We start from the raw sequence: 25,136 nt of genomic DNA on the forward strand, positions 1-25,136 counted from the left end.
CTCAACGTCAAGAACATTTTTGAAAAGTTTTTTCAAAATTATGTTCCCTTCTATAAATGAGTTATCATTCACGCGAACATCTAATAATATATCAATTATTTCAGGTTTCGTCAACTAAAAAAAGCTTGATCTAGCAACATTTCTTCGAATACGATTGTTTATCCACTTCCCCTTTTTTTCGTTCGGCATTTCTGTTTTTGAAACCATTTATCCACTCTATTTGTTCAAAAACGTTCGTTATATCAGCTAAACGATTCTCTATCATCTTTTTGTCACTGCTGTTACTTCTAAGTTTTCATTAATTAATGACTCTATTTATCCAAAAATCGCTTTTTTTGATAGAATAGAACTAACAACAGAATATATTGGAGGGTTACGTATGAAAATTTTAGTTGCTGATGATGATAAAGAGATTGTTGAATTATTAAGTATCTATATACACAATGAAGGCTACGAGGCAGTGAAAGCTTATGATGGCAAGGAAGCTTTGTCTAAGATTCGCACCATCCCTGATATTGAATTATTAATTCTGGATATTATGATGCCGATTATGGATGGTATGCAAGTGGTCAAAGAATTGCGCAAGGAATCACAGATCCCGATTATTATGCTGACGGCAAAAACTACAGACATGGATAAAATTAAAGGACTTGTTGCTGGAGCCGATGACTATGTTACTAAGCCGTTTAATCCACTAGAGGTTATGGCTCGTGTGAAATCTTTACTTAGAAGAACCAAGATGCAGGTGACACCTGATCAACCGGATAGTTTAGAAGTGCATTCTTTAATTATCAATAAGGATTCTCATGAAGTAAAAACAATTGATGGAAAAGAAATTCAATTAACTGCTTTAGAGTTCGGGATTTTGTACCTATTAGCTAGTCACCCTAATCGCGTCTTTAGTGCTGACGAAATCTTTGAACGTGTTTGGAAGCAAGAGAGTATCGTTTCAGCAAAAACTGTTATGGTTCACGTGAGTCATTTACGCGATAAGATTGAAGAGGCTACGGATGGGGAAAAGGTCATTCAAACCGTTTGGGGAGTTGGTTATAAAATTGATGCAAGGTAAAAGAAAAGTGGCACAGGAAAAAAAGAAGCGAATCACCCTGACTTCTAAGGAAATAAGCGAATTATTGGCGGAAGGAATTGTCACGATTGTTTTATTACTTCTATTAAATGTAGCAATTTTGGTTGTCTTAGATTCGGTTGTTCGAAATTCACCTTCATTAGAGAATGCTATTTGGGGCACAAAGAATGCTTTTGCTAACCAATTAAATACGGATTTCTTCTTAAGTTTCAGAAACTTCTTTGTTCCTGTTTTCTTCTTACTTGATTTAGCAGTACTCTACTGGCGATTGATTCGTCGGTATAAACAGATGCAGCTCCGACATATCATTAGTGAACTGCATTATATCGCTGACGGCAACTATGATCACCGGATTCCTTTTGAATTAAGTGGTGATTTGAGTCGTGTGGTTTCAAGTATTAATGGCTTGGTTGATAGCACTGTTGCGGCTATCGAGGATGAGCGGCGAATTGAAAAATCGAAGGATGAGTTGATTACAAATGTCAGCCATGATATTCGAACCCCTCTGACGTCTATTATCGGATACCTTGGTTTAATTGAGGATCGACAATTTCATTCGCAGGAGGATTTACTCAAATATACTCACACTGCCTATGTAAAATCAAAACAAATGAAGATTTTAGTCGAAGATCTATTCGAATATACTAAGGTCCGACAACCGTCTGTGCCTATCAATATCACTTCTTTTGATATGACACAATTGGTAGAACAGCTAGCTGCTGATTTTGAATTGGAGGCTTCCAAAAAACAAGTCGAAATTCATGTCGTTTCTTCACCAGAACATTTCATTATGGATGGAGACACAGAGAAACTCGTTCGTGTCTTCAACAATCTCCTTTCTAACGCCTTAAAATATGGTAAAGGGGCAAAGTATATTGTGATTGAAGTGGAGAAAGTCGGTACTGAAGCTGTTATTACAGTGAAGAATGATGGGGCTATGATTCCAAAACGATCTCTCGATTCTCTCTTTGATCGTTTCTATCGTGTGGAAGAATCTCGTTCGCAAGAAACTGGTGGTACTGGGCTAGGATTGGCAATTGCCCAAAGTATCATCGCCTTACATGGTGGCTATATCTACGCCAAATCAGATACTCACTGGACAGCTTTTATCATGCACTTACCATTGACGAGAAATAATCCGGATGAGTTAGATACTGAGAAAACTCTTTCTGAAACTAAAAAGAAATTAGGCTTACGCAAATAAGTAAGAAGATAAGTAGTGAGTCAAATTGACCTGCTGCTTATCTTTTTGCTTTCTGTTCTCCTCTAAACTTTCCTACAGCTCTCTCTTCAGTCACTTTACGTATTCTTTCACCTTTCTTTCGTCGTCTTCTTCATCTAAGCGATTGACAATTAATTCTTCTTTCACTATACTGATAGATAATATCAGTCAGAAAAGCTAGTACTTACGTGCTTATTTTATAGAGAGTTGACGGTTGGTGAAAGTCAATAATAGCTCGTTAGGAATCCACTTTTCACAAATGAAATATAACGAACACATTCGTCTAAGTTATATCGGCAAACAACCGTTATCTTGTTTACAAGGGCAGCTTTAGTGAGCTGAACTTGGGTGGTACCGCGAATTCAAACTAGTTCGTCCCAAGAAAGAAATCTTTTTGGGCTGGACTAGTTTTTTTATTTTGGTTTTTGTCTGACTTAAACCAACTACAAACTAATTATTACGAGGAGGAAATAGTATGTTAGATGTAAAAATGATTCGTCAAAATTTTGATGACGTCAAAGAAAAGTTACAAACCAGAGGAGTCAAAGAGGAAGTCTTAGTGGAATTCATGCGTTTAGATGAAAGTCGTCGCGCTTTACTAGTAAAAAGTGAAGAGCTGAAAAAATACCGTAATGATGTTTCAACAAAAATTGCCGAATTAAAACGTGAAAAACAAGATGCTACTGATAAAATAGCTGAAATGAAGACCGTTGGTGGCGAGATTAAAGCCCTTGATGTTGAGATTGCTCAGATCGATGAAGATTTGCGTTTAATTTCTACGACCTTACCTAACTTACCGCATCCATCAGTACCTGTCGGAAAAGATGAAGATGATAATGTCGAAGTCCGCCGTTGGAGTCAACCTAAAAATTTTGATTTTGAGCCAAAACCGCATTGGGAAATCGCTGAAAACTTAGATATTTTAGATTTTGAACGTGGCGCAAAAGTTTCTGGTAGCCGTTTTGTTTATTACAAAGGTTTAGGCGCTCGTCTTGAACGTGCTTTATATAACTTTATGTTAGATCAACACATTTACGAGCATGGCTATACTGAAATGATGACACCATACGCAGTCAACAGTAATTCAATGTTTGGGACTGGCCAATTTCCAAAATTCAAAGAGGATGTTTTCCAATTAGCTGATACAGATTTAACTCTAATTCCAACAGCTGAAGTCCCTTTAACAAACTACTACAACAATGAAATTTTAGATGGACAAGAGTTGCCAATCAAATTTACTGCTTTGAGCCCGGCTTTCCGTTCTGAGGCAGGTAGTGCCGGTCGCGATACTCGCGGATTGATTCGTTTGCACCAATTTAATAAAGTCGAGATGGTTAAATTCAGTGATGCTGAGCATTCATATGATGAACTAGAAAAAATGACCAACGACGCTGAAGCTTTATTACAAAAATTGAATCTGCCTTACCGTGTGTTGGCCTTATCAACTGGCGACATGGGCTTCTCAGCTGCGAAAACTTATGACCTAGAAGTCTGGATTCCAGCCCAAGATATGTATCGTGAAATCAGCTCATGTTCAAATTGTGAGGATTTCCAAGCTCGTCGCGCTATGATCCGTTACCGTGATGAAAATGGCAAAACAAACTATGCTCACACGCTAAATGGTTCTGGTTTAGCAGTTGGACGGACGGTTGCCGCAGTTTTAGAAAATTACCAAAATGAAGATGGCAGTGTCACTGTCCCTGAAGTTTTAGTCCCTTACATGGGTGGACTGAAAGTCATCAAATAATCACTGTAAATAGAATTTGAAAAATCGGATGGCTTACCTTCAACCATCCGATTTTTTCTATTGAATACAAAAGACTCGGTAGACCATGAATACAAAATTCTGGTCTACCGGGTCTCTATTATCTCTATTTTTTTGTGCTAATTTTTAAGATTCGACTGAATAGTTAGGGGCTTCTTTGGTAATTTGAACATCATGAGGATGCGATTCTTTCAAACCACTACCACTCATTTGAACAAATTGAGCTTCGTCGCGCAACTCTTTTAAGTTACCTGCACCAACATAACCCATGCCTGATTTTAAGCCACCAACCATTTGGAAGATAATATCTGAGACACTACCTTTGTAAGCTACACGGCCTTCAATTCCTTCTGGCACTAGCTTGTTGGCTTCATTTACGCCACCTTGGAAATAACGATCGCTTGACCCTTTTTCCATTGCGCCTAATGAACCCATCCCACGATAAGTTTTGAAACGACGACCTTGATAAATTTCAAATTCGCCTGGCGATTCATCCGTTCCTGCTAACATACTTCCTAGCATCACGACATGTCCACCAGCTGCCAATGCTTTGACGATATCTCCGGAATATTTAATCCCACCATCAGCAATAATCGCTTTGCCATATTGACGAGCCACAGAAGCTGCATCGTAAATCGCGGTTAATTGAGGCACGCCCACACCAGCAACGACACGAGTAGTACAAATTGAACCAGGTCCGATCCCAACTTTCACCACATCAACACCGGCATCATACAAGGCTTTTGTTGCTTCGGCAGTCGCGACATTTCCAGCAATCAGCGTTGCTTCAGGGAAAGTTTCACGAATTTCTTTAATTTTACGAATCACACCAGCACTATGGCCATGCGCCGTATCAATCACGATTGCATCTGCGCCTGCATCAAGTAAAGCTTGTGCGCGGTCAAAGGTATCACTAGTTACGCCGACAGCTGCGGCGACAAGTAAACGACCATGCTCATCTTTGGCAGCATTCGGAAATTCAATCACTTTTTCGATATCTTTAATCGTAATCAAGCCGCTCAAACGGTTATCGGCATCTACGATTGGTAATTTTTCAATTTTATGTTGTTGCAGAATTTTCTCTGCATCTTTTAGAGAAGTACCTACTGGGGCAGTCACTAGATTATCTTTTGTCATGACATCTGAAATCAGAATTTGATAATCTGTCACAAAGCGCATATCACGGTTGGTAATAATGCCAACTAGTTTACGGTTGTCCATCGTCTCAACAATTGGCACACCGCTAATTCTATATTTGCTCATTAGTTGTTCGGCATCAGCCACAAGATTTTGAGGAGTTAAGAAGAATGGATCAATAATAACGCCACTTTCTGAACGTTTTACTTTTTTGACTTCGTCTGCTTGCTGTGCAATGCTCATATTTTTATGCACGACGCCCAAGCCACCTTGACGGGCCATAGCAATTGCCATTTTACTGTCTGTCACAGTATCCATACTTGCACTCATAATTGGAATGTTTAAAGTAATATTTTTGGCTAGTTTTACACTCATATCCACTTCGTTTGGTAACACGTGACTTTCTGCTGGTATCAATAAGACATCATCGAAAGTTAACCCTTTTTTCGCGAACTTTGTTTCCCAGTTGGACATTTTTAGTACCACTCCTCGTATTTAATTTTATATATGAAAATAACAGATTCTTCCTTTCAAGTCAACACTATTCAGCTGATTATTAACATTTTCTAGGAATTAAGCCGAACAATCACTTCTGATCTCAGGAAGATTGATCAGTTGTCCCTTTCCTCAATCCACTTCACCTCTTCACAATTAGTGAACATTTTTATTACACAAAAAGCTAGCACCCAATTTTTATTAATTCAAATTGGGGCTAGCTTCTTAAGTTATTTATTTCTTGGGACTGCCAAACTGCCGACAATACCATATTTTTTCTTCAAGTAATAACGGATTGCTAAGGCAATTGCCCCCATTACAATCACAATCATTGGTTCAAGAATTGGGTTAATGACTGGTGGGAACATCATCGTTACAGCCAGTGAAAGCACCCATAGTAAGGTCGTTCCAATAATAATCGCCATTGATTTGAACATCCCTGGTTTTTGACTTTTGTCAGCTCCTGGTTGTTCAAAACGGTAGATGTATTTATACATTAAGTAGAAAACCCAACCGCCAATTGCTGAACTGATCACTAAAGTTGTAATCCCGTAAGAGATTTGTGTACCTTTTGAAATCAGCGCCATAAATGAGATCATGATACTGAAGATCCCAAAGATTAATAAAGTATTATCCAACCACATTGTCCAAGGACTTGATGATTTTGGTTTTTGCGGTTTAGTAATAATCGCTTCTGTGCGTTCAGACACCGTGCCAAACAATTGTCTAGCCGTCTTCCCGCCCTTTTGTTCTTCAACTAATACAGGTAGGATGTCATGTAACGCCAAGGTCTTTTCTTCTTCACTTAAATTCGCCGCCGCAAGAGCCTTCTTTAAATCAAAGATATATTGTTGGTTACGCTTGGTAAGCTGCGTTTCTAGACTGCGATTTTCACTAACGATTTCTCGTAGTTTTTCTGGTTCCATCTCGATTCGTCCTCCTTCGCCATTGCCATAAAACAATCTTCTCTAGATAATTGTTCATAAACAATGGAATTCACAAAAGCTATTTTACCACATTTTAGCAGAAACTTGATAGCCTTTATACGTTAAATCGGAACAACATAACATCGCCATCTTGGACAACGTAATCTTTTCCTTCTAAACGAACACGCCCAGCTTCTTTGGCCGCTTGCATATTGCCGTATTTATTTAAGTCTTCATAAGAAACCGTCTCTGCTCGAATAAAGCCGCGTTCAAAGTCAGTATGGATAATCCCCGCCGCTTGCGGTGCCTTCATCCCTTTGCGGAAAGTCCAGGCACGCACTTCTTGTTCGCCTGCCGTAAAGTAAGTCGCTAAGCCTAATAAATCATAAGCTGCTCTGATCAATTGATCCAAGCCAGACTCTTCAATGCCTAATGCTTCTAAAAATTCAGCCTTGTCTTCATCATCCAACTCAGCAATTTCTTCCTCTGCTCGCGCACAAATCACGATGACTTCAGCATTTTCGCTAGAAGCAAAGTTACGGACTGTTTGTACATAATGGTTGTTCTCAGCATCTGAAACTTCATCTTCTGAAACATTGGCCACATACAACACAGGTTTTGTCGTTAACAAGAATAAGCTACGAACAATCTTTTGTTCGTCTTCTGTAAACTCGATAGAACGAGCCGAAATGCCTTCTTCTAAAACCGGTTTGATCTTATCTAAGACAGCCAACTCAGCGACCGCATCTTTATCTTTCGTTTTAGCAATTTTCGCCACTCGCGTATACCGTTTATTGACCGATTCTAAATCCGCCAAGACCAACTCTAAATTGATCGTGTCGATATCTTCTAACGGGTCAACGCGGCCTTCCACGTGGGTAATATTATCATCATCAAAACAACGCACGACATGACAAATCGCATCCACTTGGCGGATATGACTCAAGAATTGATTCCCTAAACCTTCCCCTTTACTGGCCCCACGAACGATTCCAGCAATATCAGTAAATTCAAAAGTCGTCGGAACGGTCTTTTTAGGTTTGACTAATTCAGTCAAGCGTTGCAAACGATAATCAGGTACTTCTACCATGCCAACATTTGGATCAATTGTTGCAAAAGGATAGTTAGCAGCCTCTGCTCCTGCTTTAGTTATTGCGTTAAATAAGGTCGATTTTCCGACGTTCGGTAACCCGACGATTCCGGCGGTTAATGCCATAGTATCTTCACTCTTTCTACACTTTTTTTTCTAGTAATTTTTTCATTTTCTTTTCAAATTCGCGCCGTGGCATCATCACGATATGGCCACATTTTGAACATTTAATTTTTATATCCGCACCCATCCGCACAATCTCCCAGCGATTCGTCTGGCAAGCGTGGGGCTTTTTCATCTCAACAATATCCCCTAAATCATACATAAGCTCTTCCTCCTATGCTTCATCAAATTGAATACTTAAGATATCTAAAATACGGGTCAAATCAGATTGAGACAAGTACTCGATTTCAATTTTTCCCTTGCCATCTTTTTCTTGAATGGCGACATTCGTACCAAACTTATCCATCAAACGTTCTTCACTTTCACGCAGATAATAAGGTTTTTCTTGGACCAAACGAGGGATTTTTTTATTCTCTTTCCCTTTGTTCTCATTCAATTCACTGACTATTTGCTCCAATTGACGCACGGTCAGATTTTCTTTAACTGCGCGATTAGCTAATTTTAAAATCAACTTTTTATCTTTTAAACCTAAAAGAGTTCGCGCTTGGCCCATCGAAAGTCGTTCATCTTGAACCATTTCCTTCACCAAATTAGGTAAGGTCAACAAACGCAAATAGTTAGCGATATACGGCCGACTTTTTCCTAAACGTTCAGCCACTTCTGACTGAGTTAATTTAAGATTCTTCATCAGCATTTCATAAGCTTCTGCTTCTTCTAATGGATTAAGATCTTCACGTTGCAAGTTTTCTAGCACGGCGACCTGCATCATCGCTTCTTCATTAAATTCTCGAACAATTGCCGGAATCGCTTGTTTCCCTGCTAATTTTGACGCCCGAAAACGACGTTCACCAGCAATAATTTCATAGCCTTTAACGGAAGATTTACGCACAATAATCGGTTGAAAAACACCGGATTGCTCGATGGAATTAGCTAATTCTTGTAAAGAACCTTCATCAAATGTTTTACGTGGTTGGTAGGGATTGGGCCGTAGCTCATTTAAAGGAATTTCTAAAACCAATTCCTTTTTGACATCGACATCTTCCAAGCCAGCAAAGTCTTGAAATAACGCGTCAATTCCTCTACCTAAGCCTTTACTCTTGCTCACGATTCAGCACTTCCTTTGCTAGAGATAGGTACACTTCGGCACCTTTAGAACGTGGATCATAATCAATGATCGATAATCCATGACTCGGTGCTTCCGAAAGACGCACATTTCTAGGAATGATGGTATCGTAGACTTTTTCACGGAAATACTTCCGCACTTCATCCACGACCTCAGCTCCTAAATTGGTCCGGGCATCATACATCGTCAAGAGCACGCCTTCGATTTTCAACTCAGGATTAAAATGTTTTTGAACAAGGCGTACGGTATTCAGTAATTGACTTAACCCTTCCAACGCATAATATTCACACTGCACCGGAATTAAAATTGAGTCACTTGAAGTAAAAGCATTAATCGTCAAATGGCCTAAGGAAGGCGGGCAATCGATCAGAATAAAATCATAGCTATCCGCCACTTCAGCCAACGCCATTTTTAAGCGCGACTCGCGAGCCATCATCGACGTCAATTCAATCTCCGCTCCCGCCAACTGAATAGTTGCTGGAACGATATCTAAATTTTCACGAGTGGTAGACAAGATCGTTTCTTTGATGGGGGTCTCATTGACTAGCACATCATAAACATCTTGATCCACATCCGGCTTTCTAATACCAATCCCACTAGTAGCATTGCCTTGGGCATCTATATCAACAAGTAATACTTTTTTTCCATTGAATGCTAAACACGCACCCAAATTCACGGTGGTAGTGGTTTTACCCACTCCGCCTTTTTGATTTGCGACAGAGATTATCCGTGCCATCGAGTCTCCTCCTATTTCAGCGGTTGCTTATTGGGCAATCCTGGTTTTCTTGGGTATTTTTTAGGCGTTTCCTTTTTCTTTTGAATGACCAAAACATGCCGTTCATCAGCTGTAACTGGTAATTGAAGCGAACGCTCTTCAATAAACTTGCCACCTAATGTCGCGATTGCTGGTTTGGCTTCTTTTAATTCCTCGTCACTTTTAGCTGCCTTTAAGGCAAAGAAATAACCATCTTTTTTGACTAACGGTAAACACAATTCACTCAAAACATTCAAACGCGCCACCGCTCTGGCTGTGACAAAATCAAACGATTCCCGGATTTCTTTGGTTTGACCAAAGGTCTCCGCACGATCATGATACAAGTGCACGTCTTCTAATTTAAGTTCTTTGACCAATTCTGTCAAAAAGGTAATCCGCTTATTTAAGGAATCGACAATCGAAATCGATAAAGCTGGAAAAACAATTTTTAACGGAATACTCGGAAAACCAGCGCCTGATCCGACATCACATAACGCGGCTTTTTGCGAAAAGTCTTGGGCAAAAGAAAGGGTCAATGAATCATAGAAATGCTTCAAATAAACCTCTTTTTTATCGGTAATGGCAGTCAGGTTCATCTTCTCATTCCACTCAACGAGCAAATGGAAGTAACGCTCGAACTGCGCCAGCTGTTCAGCTGATAATTCAATCTCATGTTCGGCTAATGCCTGTTGAAATTCTTCAGGTGTCATAAGGGTTCCTTTCTCTTGTGAAACAAGAAAATGTTTCACACATACTTATCCTACTTTAACGCAAATAGAGCTTTCTTGCAATGCCTAGCCCCAGATTCTTTGCGTTATAAAATAAAAAAATCTTTTCCTAAAATTGTCCTCTTTTTTCCAAAGTTTGATGGTGGGCTTCGTCTAATTTTTTTCGACAGAAGAAGAGTCTGAAACAGCCAACAGCATGTGGCTTGTTTCAGACTCTTCTATCGAGGATTACTCGTGTCGGAAATGTTCACCCCGACCCGTCCTCTATCTTTACACTGATTTTTACGCTTGTGTATCTGGCGTTTCATCCGTGTCAGTGGTTTCATTTACTTCAGTTGTTTCTTCAGTATTCGCTGAATCAGTTGTATCTACGTCAGTCGTGTCAGTCGTGTCAGTGGTGCCAGTTGCATCTGCACCTTCTACGCCTTCAGCAGCTTCTGCTTCTTCGATTTCCGGAGCAACAATCGCCATCGTCACAACTTTGGCTTCATTTTCCATCTTCATCAGACGGACGCCTAGTGTTGAACGACCCGTTTGAGAAACCGTGCCAACGCTGAAGCGGATAATCACGCCTTTATCGGTAATTAACATCACATCTTCATCGCCTGTCACGGTTGTTAAACCAGCTAATGGGCCATTCTTCGGCGTAATATTGGCAGTCTTAATCCCTTTACCACCACGGCCTTTGACTGGATATTCAGAGACTTTCGTCCGTTTACCATAGCCGTTTTCAGTTAAGACTAAGACTTCTTTGCCTTCATCCATGGTCGCTGCACCGATGACATAATCATCTTCTCTTAAGCGAATTCCGCGGACACCAGAAGCGGTTCTTCCCATATCACGTACGACTGCTTCCTTAAAGGTCACAGAGTAACCGGCATGCGTTCCGATAATAATATTGGCATCGCCATCTGTTAATAAGACGTTCACCAATTCATCATTTTCTTTTAGACCAATCGCGATTAAACCATTGCTTCTAATATTAGAAAAGGCTGTAACACTGGTCCGTTTCACGGTTCCTAGACGTGTCGTGAAGAATAGATAATGTCCATCTTCGGCTTGTCCTTCAACTGAAATAATCGCTTGGATTTTCTCTGCTGAGTCAATTCCTAGCAGGTTAATGACTGGAATTCCTTTGGCTGTCCGGCCATATTCTGGAATTTCATAGCCTTTGGCACGATAGACTTTCCCGTTGTTCGTAAAGAAGAGTAACGTATCATGGGTTGAACAAGAGACTAAGTTTTTCACGAAGTCATCATTGTGGATACCCATTCCTTGGACTCCACGGCCACCACGACGTTGCGCTCTAAACTCGCTATTAGCGACACGTTTGATGTAGCCATTATTAGTCAAGGTAATTACGATTTCTTCTTCTTCAATCAAGTCTTCATCTTCTAAACTCAAGACTTCACCGACTAGTAGTTCTGTCCGACGTTTGTCGCCAAAACGTGTGCCGATTTCATTTAATTCTGTCTTGATAATCTCAGTTACCCGACTAGGATTTGATAAAATATCCGTTAAGTCAGCGATTAACTTCAATAATTCTTGGTATTCATTTTCAATCTTGTCACGTTCCAAGCCAGTTAAACGACGCAAACGCATGTCTAAGATTGCTTGTGCTTGACGATCAGAAAAATCAAAACGCTCGATTAAGGTACGCTTCGCTTCATCTTCTGCTTTGGCGCCGCGAATAATCCGAATAATTTCATCAATATGGTCTAAGGCAATCCGCAGACCTTCTAAGATATGCGCTCTTGCTTCGGCTTTTTGTTTATCAAATTCCGTCCGGCGAACAATAACTTCGCGTTGATGTTCGATATAGTTTTCTAGAATTTGTTTCAAGCTTAAGACTTTTGGCACGCCTTTTTCAATCGCTAGCATGTTAAAGCCAAACGAAGTTTGTAGAGACGTTAATTTGTACAAATTATTTAAAATAACTGAGGCACTGACATCACGACGGACATCGATTACAATTCGCATTCCTTCACGAGAAGACTCATCGCGCAAATCAGTAATTCCTTCAATCCGTTTTTCTCTATGCAGCTCAGAAATACGTTCGATTAATTTAGCCTTATTTACTACATAAGGCAACTCAGTAACTAGGATTCGCTCTTTCCCATTCGGCATCTCAGTAATATCGACTTTTGCTCGAACAATAATTGAACCTCGTCCAGTTTCATAAGCTTTTCTAATACCTGATTTACCCATCACTAACCCACCTGTTGGGAAATCGGGACCAGGTAAAACTTCCATCAATTCATTGGTAGTTACGTCAGGATTTTCCATCAGTAGGTTCACCGCTGCCACCACTTCATTTAGATTATGTGGCGGAATATTGGTGGCCATCCCTACGGCAATCCCCGTCGTTCCGTTCACTAAAAGGTTCGGGAAACGAGCGGGTAAAACATTCGGTTCACGCTCAGTATCATCATAGTTACTTTGGTAATCAACGGTATTTTTGTTGATATCGCGTAACATTTCCATCGCAATTTTACTCATTCTTGCTTCGGTATAACGCATCGCCGCAGCGCCATCGCCATCGACAGAACCAAAGTTTCCGTGTCCATCGACTAGCATGTAACGGTAACTAAAGGTTTGCGCCATCCGCACCATTGACTCATAAATCGCACTATCACCATGGGGATGGTATTTACCCATTACATCCCCAACAATCCGGGCTGATTTTTTATGGGGTTTATCTGGCGTCACACCTAACTCATTCATTCCATAAAGAATTCTTCTATGAACTGGCTTTAATCCGTCACGCACATCGGGTAGAGCACGGGCAACAATAACGCTCATTGCATAATCAATGAAGGATTCTCTCATTTCACTGGTCAGATTGACGTCATGGATATTTTCTTTAAACTCTTCACTCACGAAATTACCTCCTTCAAGATTAAATATCTAAATTCTTCACGTAATGGGCGTTTTCTTCAATAAACGCACGACGAGGCTCAACCTTGTCACCCATTAACATTTCAAAGATTTGGTCTGCTTCAATGGCATCATCAACACTAACACGCGCCATCATCCGGCGCTCTGGATCCATGGTTGTTTCCCATAATTGGTGGTCATCCATTTCTCCTAACCCTTTGTACCGCTGAACGGTTGCTTTCGGGCTAGCAGGTAATTCACTCATCACGCGTTTCAAATCATCTTCCGCTGTTTTACCCGGTTGCACGTAGGTAATATTTTTCCCTTGTTTAACCCCGTATAATGGTGGTTGGGCAATATAGACATAGCCTGCTTCCACGATTGGACGCATGTAACGGTAAAATAAAGTCAATAACAGCGTCCGAATATGGGCGCCATCGACATCGGCATCGGTCATGATAACCAATTTGTGGTAACGAGCTTTTGAGACATCAAAATCAGAACCAAAGCCAGTTCCCATCGCTGTAAAGAGCGAACGAATTTCTTCATTGGCTAAAATTTTATCCATGCTGGCTTTTTCAACGTTCAGGATTTTCCCACGAATCGGCAAGATTGCTTGATATTCACGGCTTCGTCCTTGTTTCGCTGATCCACCGGCCGAATCTCCTTCGACGATGAATAATTCGCATTTTTCAGGGACGTTACTTGAACAATCGGCTAATTTACCCGGTAAATTACTGATTTCTAAGGCACCTTTACGACGGGTTACTTCACGAGCACGTTTAGCCGCTAGACGGGCTTTTGAAGCCAACATACCCTTTTCAATAATTTGACGACCGACTGTTGGATTTTCCATTAGGAATTTACCAAAGTGTTCTGAGAACAAACGGTCAGTAACCGTCCGGACTTCTGAATTCCCTAATTTTGTCTTCGTTTGACCTTCAAACTGAGGATCCGGATGCTTGATTGAAATAACAGCAGTCAAGCCTTCACGAACATCTTCACCAGTTAGATTTTCATCATTGTCTTTCATCAACTTTTGCTTACGAGCATAATCATTAATCACACGCGTCAAAGAAGTTTTAAACCCAGATTCGTGGGTTCCCCCTTCATAGGTATGAATATTATTCGCGAAGCTCAATAGATTTGAATGGTAGCCATCAGTATATTGCATCGCCACTTCAACCGTAATCCCTTGTTGCTCGCCTTCAATAAAGACAGGCTCAGGATAAAGCACATCTTTGTTGCCATTCAAATGCTCGACATAACTCTTAATCCCGCCTTCGTAATGATACTCACGTAGAACAGGTTTTTCTTCACGACGGTCTTCAATCGAAATATGCAAGCCGCGATTTAAGAAAGCTAACTCACGAATACGAGTCGCTAATTTTTCAAAATTAAATTCCACAGTCTCAGTAAAAATCTCTGGATCGGGAATGAAATGGACTTCTGTCCCGCTACGATCAGTTTCACCAATGACTTTTAAATCATTCATAACCGCGCCTCGTTGATACTCTTGGAAATAAATTTTGCCTTCTTTGTAAACTTTGACATCTAAAACAGAAGACAAAGCATTTACAACAGAAGAACCTACTCCATGGAGTCCACCAGAAACTTTGTAGCCGCCACCGCCGAATTTCCCACCAGCATGGAGGACTGTAAAGACGGTTTCTACAGCTGGACGACCTGTTTTCGCTTGAATCCCGACTGGAATTCCCCGACCATCATCGACAACTGTAATACTATTATCTTCTTCAACGACCACGTGAATGGACGTCGCAAAACCAGCTAAGGCCTCATCAATTGAGTTATCAACGATTTCCCAGACTAAATGGTGTAAACCTTCACCACTTGTCGAACCGATATACATCCCTGGACGTTTACGAACGGCTTCTAAGCCTTCCAGTACTTGAATCTGACTGGCATCATATTCCTTGGCACGTTCCACTAAACTTTTTTCTTCTTCTGTCATTTAGTCTTCTGCTCCTTCTATTTCTCCCTGATGAACATAGAAAATTTCCGGTTCAACAGTCATTTTATTTTTTACATGATCCAGCGTGGTGGTGGTCAAAAAAGTCTGCACTTTCCCTTCAATCGTTTCTAGCAAATGTAACTGCCTAGAATCATCCAACTCACTCATCACATCATCTAATAGTAAGATCGGGTATTCCCCCGTCTCTTCTTTCATCAAATCAATCTCTGCTAATTTGATACTCAAAGCCGTCGTCCGTTGTTGGCCCTGTGAACCATACGTTTGAACATTCTGCTCGTTAACAAAAAATTGCAAATCATCTCGATGAGGCCCCAAAAAAGTCGACGCCTTAAATAATTCCTTCTTTCTGTTACGAGTCAGTTCCTGCAAAAATAATCCTTGGATAGCCTCAGCTGAAGCTCCTTCTTCAAAAGGAACTGTCGCCACATAGGAAATCTGCAGCTGTTCTTTTTGGTGACTGATTTGTTGGTGTAAGGCATTTGCCCAGTGTTCTAAGCGTTTGACAAATTTTTGTCGCGCGAATAAAACTTTTCCGCCAAATTCAGCCAGCTGTTCCGTCAAAATATCCAAATAAATCAAATCTGTTTGCTTCTTTTCAGCAAGTTGTTTCAAATACTGATTACGCTGCTTTAAGACAGATTGATACTGCACCAAGTCAAATAAATAAATCGGATTAATTTGGCCAATCTCCATATCTAAGAATTTCCTTCTTAATTGGGGACTTCCTTTGACTAAAGAAAGATCCTCTGGCGCAAATAAGATCACGTTCAACTGCCCTACATAACTACTTAATCGTTTCTGTTCGATATGATTAATTTTGGTTTTTCGGCCTTTTTTTGACAGCGTCAATTCAAGCGGCGTCTGTGAAAGATGTCGCTGGACCGTTCCGGTTATGTATGCTTGTTCGTGGTTCCACTGAATCAATTCCTGTTCGGTATTGGTTCGGTGGCTACGCGTCATGGCTAAAACGTAGATACTCTCTAAGATATTCGTCTTTCCTTGGGCATTCTCCCCTAAAAAAATCGTTAAATTTTTTGAAAAAGTTAACGATAACTCTTCATAATTCCGATAGTTTTTGAGGTGGATATTACTCAGCTTCATCAGTTGCACTTTCCTTTTTCTTCATAAAAAAAGTACCTTCATCAGGTATTTCCAACATCATCCCTGGATATAATTTGCGGCCTCGACGATTTTCAGGCTCGCCATCGACGAAAACTGTATGCTCTGCCAAGTACCATTTTGCTTGTCCGCCACTGCCAATAATATTGACCTCTTTTAGGACTTGTCCTAAAGTCATGTAATCTGTTTTCAAAATGACTTTTTGTTTCAATTAGCATCCCTCATTTTCTCTGATAAACATACACTCTATTATACCCTTTTTGAGCCAAGAAAACAAATTTCTCTACATATTTTTAAATCTAAGAGCTTTTACTACAAAAAAGACTTTTTTATTTAAAACAAAGCAGAAGGCCTTAAAATTGATTTTAAGACCTTCTGCCGAGAGTGTATTTTTTTAAACTTTTTTGAAAAACTTTCCAAAATTCATGAAAATAAAAATTAATTTGTCCGAACTGGCGTAATTAACTGAATGAATTCTATGCTATTTTCTGTTGGCTCAATCGTAAACGGACGAACAGCTGAAATAAACTTGACTGTTACATTCATATCACCGAAAGCGCGCAACGCCGCCTTCATATAATCCGGATTAAATGAAATCTCTAATGGCTCACCGGTTACTTGCTCATAATTCAAGCTTTCTTCGACTTTCCCAACTTCAGGAGAATTTCCGTAAAGAACGACTGAATTATCAGTAATCGCTAAACGAACAATATTGTTCCGGCCTTCATGAGTTAACAGAGAAGCCCGTTCAATCGCTGAAATTAATTTTGGCACATAGAATTCGATCTCCGTATTAAAACTAGAAGGAATCAGGCGATTGGTATCAGGGTAATTCCCTTCTAACAAACGAGAATAGAAATACATGGTCTCTGTTTTAAATAGGACTTGATTCTCCATAATACTAATCTCAACTAGTTCTTCTTCATCTGTAAATGAACGAGAAAGTTCGGTTAAACTCTTCCCTGGAATTACAATGTCAAAATTTTCAACAGCTTGCTCAATCGGAATAACTCGTTGACTCAAACGATGAGAGTCGGTCGCAACAGCTAATAATTTTTGATCCTTTAAGACAAAATGAACCCCTGTCAAAATTGGTCGACTTTCATGTTGAGAGACAGCAAAACCAGTTTCAGTAATTAATTTACTCAACACATGTACCGGTAATTTGATTGGATTAGGACTTTCGATAACAGGCAAATGAGGATAGCTATCACCATCTAAGCCATTAATTGTAAAATTCGCTTTGCCTGAGGTAATCGCTACTTGATTATTTTCAAGGACTTCTAAAGTAAAATCTTCCTCTGATAGACGGCGAACAATTTCACTGAAGAAACGAGCAGGTAATACAATTTGACCTGTTTGTTCAATGTGTAATTGGGCAGCTTCTGTTTGAACACTCAAAAAAGTTTCAATGGAAATATCTGAATTGCTCCCTGTTAAAGTAATGCCTTCTTCATTAACGACGATTTTAACCCCTGTCAAAATCGGAATCGTTGTTTTTGAAGAGATTGCTCGTTGAACAGTTTGTAATTCTTGCATAAAGATGGTTCGTTTTAAAGAGAATTTCATGAGGGTAACTCCTTTGTTTTATTTATTAGTAAAAGATAATAAAAGTAGTAGGGCCTGTTAATCCTGTGGAAAACTATAAATTTCGTTCAGGCAGTAAAGAAAATGCTTGTGCATAAGCTGTGGATAAAAAATTGTTTTTTTAGAAAGTTATCCACATGCCCAGTCGACAGTCGTCTGCTAAGAAGGCTTGCGATTAGCTAGTAGCTGACGGGCTGAGTTTTAATTAGTGACGTCATAAATGACTTACTATCTAAGAATATGCAAAATTTAAAAATCAACTAATTTAATAGAAAGTTTTTGATTTCTGAAATTTCATTTTGCATGATTGCGTTTGAATCAATCAGCTGCTGAATTTTCTCGTGGGCATGCAACACGGTGGTATGATCTTTACCACCAAACTCAGCACCAATTTTTGGTAATGAATTGTCCGTCAATTCGCGCGATAGATACATGGCAATCTGGCGCGGTACAACAATTGATTTGACGCGCTTCTTGCCTTTCAAATCTTTCATCTGGATATGATAATATTTAGCCACTTCTTCTTGAATTTGGACAATAGAAAGTTGGCTGTGGCCTCGGCCTGACTTCAGTGTTTTCAGCGCATCGGCCGCTAAACTAGTGGTGATGTCCGAACTATTAATCGTGGCAAAGGCTTGAACACGCACTAAAGCGCCCTCTAGCTCGCGAATATTTGAATCAATCTGCCCTGCGATATAACTGAGGGTATCATCTGGAATCTCTAATCGTTCAGCCGCGGCCTTCTTACGTAGGATAGCCGTTCTTGTTTCCAAATCTGGCGGAGTAATATCGACAGATAAGCCCCAGGCAAAGCGTGACACGAGCCGTTCTTGTAATTTTGGAATCTCATTAGGTAGACGGTCGCTAGTCAGAACAATTTGTTTCCCTTCATTATAAAGCGCATTGAACGTGTGGAAGAATTCTTCTTGTGTCGCTTCTTTCTCGGCAAAAAATTGGATATCATCGACTAGCAGTAGCTCGACATTCCGATATTCTTGGCGAAACTCTTCAGCTGTCTTATTTTGAATAGAGTTAATAAAGTCGTTGGCAAAGGTCTCGCTACTGACATATTTAACTTTTGCATTCGGCTGATTCTGTAACATATGGTGACCAATGGCGTGCATCAAATGGGTCTTCCCTAGACCAACGCCCCCATAAAAGAAGAGCGGATTGTACATCGAGCCGGGATCTTCAGCAACTACCAAGGCGGCAGCGTGAGCCATCTGATTGCCTTTCCCGATGACAAAGGTATCGAAGGTATATTTGGGATTCAACTGCACCTTCTTTGTGAGCTCAACGGTTTTGGGTGATTCTTCTTTTGGCTTTGCGACAGGTTCAAGCTGTGGTGCTTCATCGGCGGTCACAAAGGTTGGAATAATTTCTTGTCCGGTCAATTTAAAGCCAGTTTCAACGATCTTTGTTGCTAGATTTTTTTCCCAATAATTTTTATGCAAACTAGTGGGCACTTCAATAATTAATTGGTCGTTCTGCAAAGAAAGTGGTTGTGCCGTATCAATCCACGCATTATAGCTGGTGGGACTGAGTTCTGCACGATAACTCTTTTGAAGATCTAGCCAAATATCTTCCAGGGATGCCATTCAAAGGTCCTCCTTATCTTGTAAATAAAAATAGGTAGTTCTAATTTAGCATTTTTTAGAGAAGTTTTCCACAGATTCTTTAAGGAAATGAAAAATTTCTTTTTATTTATCCACAAGGTGTGAGAAAAAAAGAAAAATCTATCCCCAAGCAAAAATAAAGTTATCCACAAGAGTAATTAACAGGTGGATAACTTAGCGAAAATGAAAAATGCACACAAGAGCTGTGGATAAACAAGTCAATGGCAGAAAGACTTCAAGGGACTTTTCCACATGTTTAAAACTCCTGAGGATAACTTATGGACAAGCGGTGAATTTGTGTAAAAGTAGGGGGAAAAGTCTGCGCAACTAAAAAAATGGATGACGCGCGTCCACACCTACATCCTCTAAAAAAGATACGACCTTGTGGATAATTATTTGAGAAAATTTACTGAAGGATAAAAAAGAGAATTTTCCATTAAAAGAGACAGATATGAAAAAAATGAATTGGTGAGGATGACTGGATCTATGGAAGAAGAAAAAGTGAGACCTGCGTGAGAGAGGTAAAAAAGATAAAAACGGAAAAAGAAATGAAAGAGATAAAGTGAAGGAGATGAAAGAGATGAAAGAGATGAAAGAAGGCGTGAGGGCGAGCGAATCTCATCTCATCTCAGAGGGGGGCATTGCCTAGTGATCGGCTATTTTTTATGGAATATTAATTTGTAGTTAGCTCATTATTAGCTTTAGGAATCACCGTTTATCAGTCGTTGATTGGTTGCTTGGTAGGTGATTATTAGAAGATTATCAAGGGGTTAGCATAAAATTAACAGAGAGGATGACTCGATTTTTGCTAGGTTTTCTCTATTTTCTACGCAATTTGGCATTGACAAAACGTAGGTGTAGTAGGTATACTATCAAAGTATGTCTATGTATATGGATAGTAATTACTCTCATGGAGGTGGAATAAATGAAAAGAACATACCAACCAAATAAACGTAAACGTCAAAAAGTTCACGGGTTCCGTAAACGTATGAGCACTAAAAATGGTCGTCGCGTGCTAGCTAGCCGTCGCCTTAAAGGAAGAAAAGTTCTTTCAGCTTAAGCCACTGGGATTCAGTGGTTTTTTTTTGTGCCTTTTTTCCTAGAAAATAGGTGAATCAACCTCACTAAATATGGTATGATTGTTGGGTGAGTGAAAGATCAGGAAAGAAGCGAAGGAAACGAGATGAAGAAAGCGTATCGAGTCAAAAAAGAAAGTGAATTTCAACAGGTTTTCCAAGAAGGAACATCTTTCGCGAATCGTCGATTTGTTGTCTATCGCATAGATAAACCTGAGCAGAAGCATTTTCGAGTGGGCATTTCGGTTGGAAAAAAGATTGGAAACGCCGTTGCGCGAAATGCTGTGAAACGAAAAATTCGTGCGAGCTTGTTCGAATTGAAAGAACGCATTGAGCCAGAACTAGATTTCATTGTGATTGCTCGGCCGAAAACAGAAGAGCTGTCCTCAAAAGAAATTCTTTCAAACCTCGTACATGTCTTAAAACTTGCGAAAATAATTGAATAAAGGGGAAAAAGTAAGTGAAGAAATATAAACGTTTACTTTTAATGGCCGGCTTAGTGATGCTGGTTGTTGTATTATCTGCGTGTGGCGCAACGGGTGAAGTCAATGCCCAAAGTACAGGAATATGGGATCGTTACATCGTCTACTACTTTGCGGAAGCGATTAAGGCCCTCTCTTTTGGAAATCCAGGAATTGGGATTATTCTTTTTACCCTCATTATCCGGATAATTTTATTACCGTTGATGCATTTCCAAACGAAGAGCATGCGAAAAACACAGGAATTACAACCAAAATTAAAAGCATTGCAACAAAAATATGCGTCAAAAGATTCAGAAACACAAGCAATCTTAAGAGAAGAGCAACAAAAATTATATGCTGAAAATAATGTTAATCCGTATGCGGGTTGTTTACCATTATTAGTGCAAATGCCGATTTTGATGGCGTTATGGCAATCAATTTCACGAGTGCCTGAACTAAAATCAGGCCAGTTCTTATGGTTGAACTTGGGAAATCCCGATCCATTATTCGTGCTACCAATCTTAGCAGCACTGTTCACGTTTGCTAGTACCTATCTATCAAGCATGAGCCAATTAGAATCAAATCCTTCTATGAAGATTATGAATTTTGCTATGCCAATCATGATTTTAGTAATGGGACTTAATTTGGCCAGTGGATTATCCTTATACTGGGTAATTTCGAATGCGTTCCAAGTAGGCCAAACTTTATTATTAAATAACCCATTTAAAATTCGTAAAGAACGTGAAGAAGAAGCACAAAGAATTCGCGACAAAGAACGTGCATTACAGCGCGCACAGAGTCCTAAGAAGAAACGCAAGAAATAAAAGGAGGTATGCAAAATGCCAGTTTATGAAGGCGCAACAGTTGAAGAAGCCGTTAATAAAGGTTTATCAGCTTTGGGATTGACCAGGGCAGATGTTGAAGTGAAGGTTATTGAAGCAGGGAAAAAAGGATTTCTAGGCATTGGGAAGAAAGACGCGCGTGTGTCGCTTGAACCCACTGTCAGTGAGGAAATTTCAGAAGCTGTCGAAGAGGCGGTCGCGGAAGTTTTACACGAAGAATCACCGAGTATCGAGGCAATTGCTAGTGAACCTAAACCGTCTATGCATGAATCAAACAAGCCGTTAGAAGAGTTAGATGATGAGTCTGCTTTGACGGAGTTGGCACTGTACCTAACCGCTATTTCTAAAGAATTAAACGCGCCAGCAATGGTTCGAATGGAACGAAAAGATGGCTTAATTATCTTCCACTTGGATACGCAAAAACAAGGGATTTTAATCGGCAAACACGGAAAAATTCTAAATGCGTTGCAATATTTAGCGCAAGTCTTTATCCACCGTGCAGCAGCGAATAAATTATCAGTTGTAGTGAATGTCGGTGATTACCGTGAAAAACGCCAAGCAATCTTGCAACGACTAGCTGAAAGAACGGCTGAGAAAGTCAAACAAACAGGCAGACCGGTCTTCTTAGAGCCGATGCCAGCGTTTGAACGTAAACAGATCCATTCAGTGCTGAGCAAAAAAGATTACGTAAAAACCCACTCTGAAGGCGATGAACCGTACCGATACCTCGTCGTTGAACCAGAGAAGAAACATTTCTAAATTAGTAAACTTAAAAATTTGTCAGAGGAGTAGACGAAATGGTCTGCTCCTTTTTTGTGCGAGGAGAACGTCCATATTATCGGACTGGGTTTAGTGTTATAATGGAAACATTACTTTAAAAGGGCTAGAGGTGGAGTCTATCTATTTTTTAATTATCGCGATTCAAATTATCAATTTTTTTCTTATTTTTAAGCAAATTTCTTTATTTTCCTTTTCAACCGTAGAAATTTTCCTATATTCAGCGCTAATGGTGATGGTAGGGATTGTTTTAAGTAGCCAATTTGGCCTCTGGTCAGCGGTTATATTTCTAATCTTATTCATTTTTATAGGGTGGTTGAAAGAACGGCAAATAAAACCGATTCATTTCTTTTATGCGCTCTATGCCTTGATGATGAATTCATTTCTTGGCTATATAAGTGCAGCGCCACTGACTGCGCTTTTTTCACATATTTCGCTTTTTTCAAAGGAACAGACTCAAAATATCCTGTACATAACGGTAGCGATGGCGCCAGCAATCATCAATTTTCTGTTCCTCTACGTGTTGGAGCGGTGGTTGCCACAAGGTTTCTTTCGTTCATTGAAGCAAGCAGAGGGAAAAGTAATCGTGAGCCTGAGTTTTTTCTTAGTGACTATTATTGGCTTATTGTATTATATTTTAACGGCCAATAATCAACAAGGACATGGCAGTACGCAGGATAATTTTATGATATTAGGCTTATTTTTTGCAGTCCTTGCGTCGTTTATTTTCTTGAATCTTTATTTTCAAAAGATCCGTAAGCAGCAAATAGAAGAATTAAAAGAGCATCAACTTGCCCAATTAGTTGATTACACGAAACAAATCGAAGGACTCTATGAGGAGATTCGTCATTTTAGACATGATTACATTAATCTTTTAACGAGTTTAGAAGAGGGGCTTTATGAAGATGATTTGCTGAAGGTTCGTCAAGTCTATGAGTCGGTTATTCAACCGACGAAACAGACTTTTCAAGCGAATTATTATAGTTTTGGTCAGCTTAGTCATCTACTGGTGCCAGAGTTGAAGAGTGTAATTGGCTCGAAGTTGTTATTGGCGCAGCAACAAAAAGTTGATATTCACCTAGAAATCATTGCGCCGATAAAGATTCGTCATTTCGAGATTATTTCTTTTGTAAGAACGATGTCTATTCTCCTAGATAATGCGATTGAAGCGGCCGTTCTGACAGAAACTCCCTGGATAAAATTAGCTATTTTTGAAGAGGCGGGCATTCAGTATATCATTCTTGAGAATAGCTGTCAGGAACCAGTAGCGATTAAAAACATCGCCAAGAAAGGCTATTCTTCTAAAGGATTGCAGCGCGGAATCGGCTTATACACGGTGCATAAAATACTGGCAGACATGCCTCATGTGTCTTTGGAAACGGGAAATTTAGCGAATGGTTTTTCACAGATTTTGAGAATCGTCGGAAACGGAGCAGCGGAATGAATATATTTATTTTAGAAGATGATCTGCTGCAACAGCAGAAGCTAGAACGGCTCATAAAAAAAATTAGTCTGGCTGAAAAAATCAACTATAAAAATTTATTTGCCACGGCCAAGCCGACTCATTTATTAGATAAAATACAGCTTACGAGTCAATATAATTTGTATTTTTTAGATTTGGAAATTAAAGGGGAAACGAAAAAAGGCTTAGAAGTGGCCCAAAAAATCCGGGAAACGGACCCTTATGGCGCGATCGTTTTTATGACGACACATTCTGAAATGGCTACCTTGACCTTCTCATATAAGGTCTCAGCGTTAGATTTTATTGAAAAGGATCAAGAGGCATGGGTGATTGAAAAACGGGTGAAAGAATGCCTTGAACTGGCAAAAAATCGGACCCAGACGAGCGTCAGCACAGATGCCTTTACGTTTGAAAGTAAGTACACCAAATTTCAACTGCCCTTTTCCGAAATCCTGTATTTTGAAACAACTGGCTCATCGCATAAGATTCGGCTGGTGACGACAGCCAAGATCGTTGAATTTTACGCGGATCTAAAAGAGATTGTCCAAATGGATGAACGATTGTTCCGCTGTCACCGCGCGTTTGTGATTAATTTGGCCAATGTGAAGTCTATAGATAAAACCAATAAACAAGGATCTTTTCCGATGAAGAGCAGTGTCTAATATCGAAACGCTTGTTGAAAGAGACAATTCAAGGCTTGGAAAATTTAAACAAAGAGTGAGCTGTGTGAGGGAGTCGGATAGGTTATAGCTGGGTAGCAAAGTTTTTCCAAAATGAAGTCGTAGATTAGAATATAACATATAGCAGATAGATTAGATGATTGAAAGGAGCTCTCGTTGAGTTTCATTTCGGTCATCTTTTTTCGTTTAGGCAAGT

At 39.8% G+C, this 25,136-nt stretch carries 22 protein-coding genes and 1 other annotated feature; of the genes, 9 read left to right on the forward strand and 13 right to left on the reverse strand.

Annotation, left to right across the window (positions count from 1 at the left end):
* The first annotated feature begins 379 nt into the window (after nucleotides 1-379).
* From croR to serS, 3 genes are all read left to right on the forward strand, one after another.
* The gene (gene croR, locus BAU15_RS14425; protein WP_161843432.1) at nucleotides 380-1,069 is read left to right on the forward strand and encodes a response regulator transcription factor CroR; all 690 of its coding nucleotides are present in this window, start codon (nucleotides 380-382) and stop codon (nucleotides 1,067-1,069) included.
* Nucleotides 1,059-2,291: a sensor histidine kinase gene (locus BAU15_RS14430; protein ID WP_202622757.1), complete on the forward strand. Its 1,233-nt coding sequence runs from the start codon at nucleotides 1,059-1,061 to the stop codon at nucleotides 2,289-2,291. Before croR ends, BAU15_RS14430 begins: the two co-directional genes overlap by 11 nt.
* A gap of 176 nt (nucleotides 2,292-2,467) precedes the next feature.
* Nucleotides 2,468-2,692 (forward strand) — a binding site (T-box leader).
* 92 nt (nucleotides 2,693-2,784) lie between these two features.
* On the forward strand, nucleotides 2,785-4,056 hold the full coding sequence (serS, locus tag BAU15_RS14435; RefSeq protein WP_161843434.1) for a serine--tRNA ligase: 1,272 nt from the start codon (nucleotides 2,785-2,787) through the stop codon (nucleotides 4,054-4,056).
* Nucleotides 4,057-4,200: 144 nt separating this feature from the next.
* Here the strand turns inward: serS and guaB are convergent, their stop codons facing one another.
* From guaB to dnaA, 13 genes are all read right to left on the reverse strand, one after another.
* A complete protein-coding gene (guaB, locus tag BAU15_RS14440) occupies nucleotides 4,201-5,685 on the reverse strand; it encodes an IMP dehydrogenase (protein ID WP_161843435.1) in 1,485 nt (494 codons plus the stop codon).
* 251 nt (nucleotides 5,686-5,936) lie between these two features.
* Complete coding sequence (locus BAU15_RS14445; protein ID WP_161843436.1) at nucleotides 5,937-6,632, reverse strand: DUF1129 domain-containing protein; 696 nt, start codon at nucleotides 6,630-6,632, stop codon at nucleotides 5,937-5,939.
* Between the two features lie 115 nt (nucleotides 6,633-6,747).
* Complete coding sequence (gene ychF, locus BAU15_RS14450) at nucleotides 6,748-7,848, reverse strand: redox-regulated ATPase YchF (protein ID WP_161843437.1); 1,101 nt, start codon at nucleotides 7,846-7,848, stop codon at nucleotides 6,748-6,750.
* 16 nt (nucleotides 7,849-7,864) lie between these two features.
* Nucleotides 7,865-8,047, reverse strand: coding sequence for a DUF951 domain-containing protein (locus tag BAU15_RS14455; RefSeq protein WP_161843438.1), 183 nt, complete (start codon nucleotides 8,045-8,047; stop codon nucleotides 7,865-7,867).
* A 12-nt stretch (nucleotides 8,048-8,059) separates the two neighbouring features.
* Nucleotides 8,060-8,950: a ParB/RepB/Spo0J family partition protein gene (locus BAU15_RS14460; RefSeq protein ID WP_202622750.1), complete on the reverse strand. Its 891-nt coding sequence runs from the start codon at nucleotides 8,948-8,950 to the stop codon at nucleotides 8,060-8,062.
* Nucleotides 8,937-9,704, reverse strand: coding sequence for a ParA family protein (locus BAU15_RS14465; RefSeq protein ID WP_161843439.1), 768 nt, complete (start codon nucleotides 9,702-9,704; stop codon nucleotides 8,937-8,939). The genes BAU15_RS14460 and BAU15_RS14465 overlap by 14 nt, the downstream gene beginning before the upstream one ends.
* Before the next feature lie 11 nt (nucleotides 9,705-9,715).
* Complete coding sequence (gene rsmG, locus BAU15_RS14470) at nucleotides 9,716-10,432, reverse strand: 16S rRNA (guanine(527)-N(7))-methyltransferase RsmG (RefSeq protein WP_161843440.1); 717 nt, start codon at nucleotides 10,430-10,432, stop codon at nucleotides 9,716-9,718.
* Nucleotides 10,433-10,732: 300 nt separating this feature from the next.
* Nucleotides 10,733-13,330 carry a DNA gyrase subunit A gene (gene gyrA / locus BAU15_RS14475; protein ID WP_161843441.1) on the reverse strand — a complete coding sequence of 866 codons (2,598 nt, stop codon included), beginning with the start codon at nucleotides 13,328-13,330 and terminating at the stop codon, nucleotides 10,733-10,735.
* Between the two features lie 19 nt (nucleotides 13,331-13,349).
* Nucleotides 13,350-15,299, reverse strand: a complete 1,950-nt coding sequence (gyrB, locus tag BAU15_RS14480) for a DNA topoisomerase (ATP-hydrolyzing) subunit B (protein ID WP_161843442.1) — start codon at nucleotides 15,297-15,299, stop codon at nucleotides 13,350-13,352.
* Entirely contained in the window at nucleotides 15,300-16,421 is a 1,122-nt protein-coding gene (recF, locus tag BAU15_RS14485) for a DNA replication/repair protein RecF (RefSeq protein WP_161843443.1), read from the reverse strand. It abuts the gene before it with no gap.
* Nucleotides 16,408-16,650, reverse strand: a complete 243-nt coding sequence (yaaA, locus tag BAU15_RS14490) for a S4 domain-containing protein YaaA (RefSeq protein ID WP_161843444.1) — start codon at nucleotides 16,648-16,650, stop codon at nucleotides 16,408-16,410. Before yaaA ends, recF begins: the two co-directional genes overlap by 14 nt.
* 227 nt (nucleotides 16,651-16,877) lie before the next feature.
* Nucleotides 16,878-18,008 carry a DNA polymerase III subunit beta gene (gene dnaN / locus BAU15_RS14495; protein ID WP_161843445.1) on the reverse strand — a complete coding sequence of 377 codons (1,131 nt, stop codon included), beginning with the start codon at nucleotides 18,006-18,008 and terminating at the stop codon, nucleotides 16,878-16,880.
* A 278-nt stretch (nucleotides 18,009-18,286) separates the two neighbouring features.
* Nucleotides 18,287-19,624, reverse strand: coding sequence for a chromosomal replication initiator protein DnaA (gene dnaA / locus BAU15_RS14500; protein ID WP_161843446.1), 1,338 nt, complete (start codon nucleotides 19,622-19,624; stop codon nucleotides 18,287-18,289).
* Between the two features lie 943 nt (nucleotides 19,625-20,567).
* Between dnaA and rpmH the strand changes: the two genes are divergently transcribed.
* From rpmH to BAU15_RS14530, 6 genes are all read left to right on the forward strand, one after another.
* Nucleotides 20,568-20,702, forward strand: a complete 135-nt coding sequence (gene rpmH, locus BAU15_RS14505) for a 50S ribosomal protein L34 (protein WP_010766794.1) — start codon at nucleotides 20,568-20,570, stop codon at nucleotides 20,700-20,702.
* 123 nt (nucleotides 20,703-20,825) lie between these two features.
* Nucleotides 20,826-21,164: a ribonuclease P protein component gene (gene rnpA / locus BAU15_RS14510; protein ID WP_161843447.1), complete on the forward strand. Its 339-nt coding sequence runs from the start codon at nucleotides 20,826-20,828 to the stop codon at nucleotides 21,162-21,164.
* Nucleotides 21,165-21,178: 14 nt separating this feature from the next.
* Nucleotides 21,179-22,003: a YidC/Oxa1 family membrane protein insertase gene (locus BAU15_RS14515; RefSeq protein WP_161843448.1), complete on the forward strand. Its 825-nt coding sequence runs from the start codon at nucleotides 21,179-21,181 to the stop codon at nucleotides 22,001-22,003.
* Between the two features lie 15 nt (nucleotides 22,004-22,018).
* Nucleotides 22,019-22,780 (forward strand): RNA-binding cell elongation regulator Jag/EloR, encoded by a 762-nt coding sequence (jag, locus tag BAU15_RS14520; protein ID WP_161843449.1) that lies wholly within the window; start codon nucleotides 22,019-22,021, stop codon nucleotides 22,778-22,780.
* A 253-nt stretch (nucleotides 22,781-23,033) separates the two neighbouring features.
* Entirely contained in the window at nucleotides 23,034-24,242 is a 1,209-nt protein-coding gene (locus BAU15_RS14525) for a GHKL domain-containing protein (RefSeq protein ID WP_161843450.1), read from the forward strand.
* On the forward strand, nucleotides 24,239-24,922 hold the full coding sequence (locus tag BAU15_RS14530; RefSeq protein WP_202622751.1) for a response regulator transcription factor: 684 nt from the start codon (nucleotides 24,239-24,241) through the stop codon (nucleotides 24,920-24,922). The genes BAU15_RS14525 and BAU15_RS14530 overlap by 4 nt, the downstream gene beginning before the upstream one ends.
* Nucleotides 24,923-25,136: the final 214 nt, after the last annotated feature.

The sequence above is a fragment of the Candidatus Enterococcus huntleyi genome (assembly GCF_009933175.1).
GTDB classification, from domain to species: Bacteria; Bacillota; Bacilli; order Lactobacillales; family Enterococcaceae; genus Enterococcus_K; species Enterococcus_K huntleyi.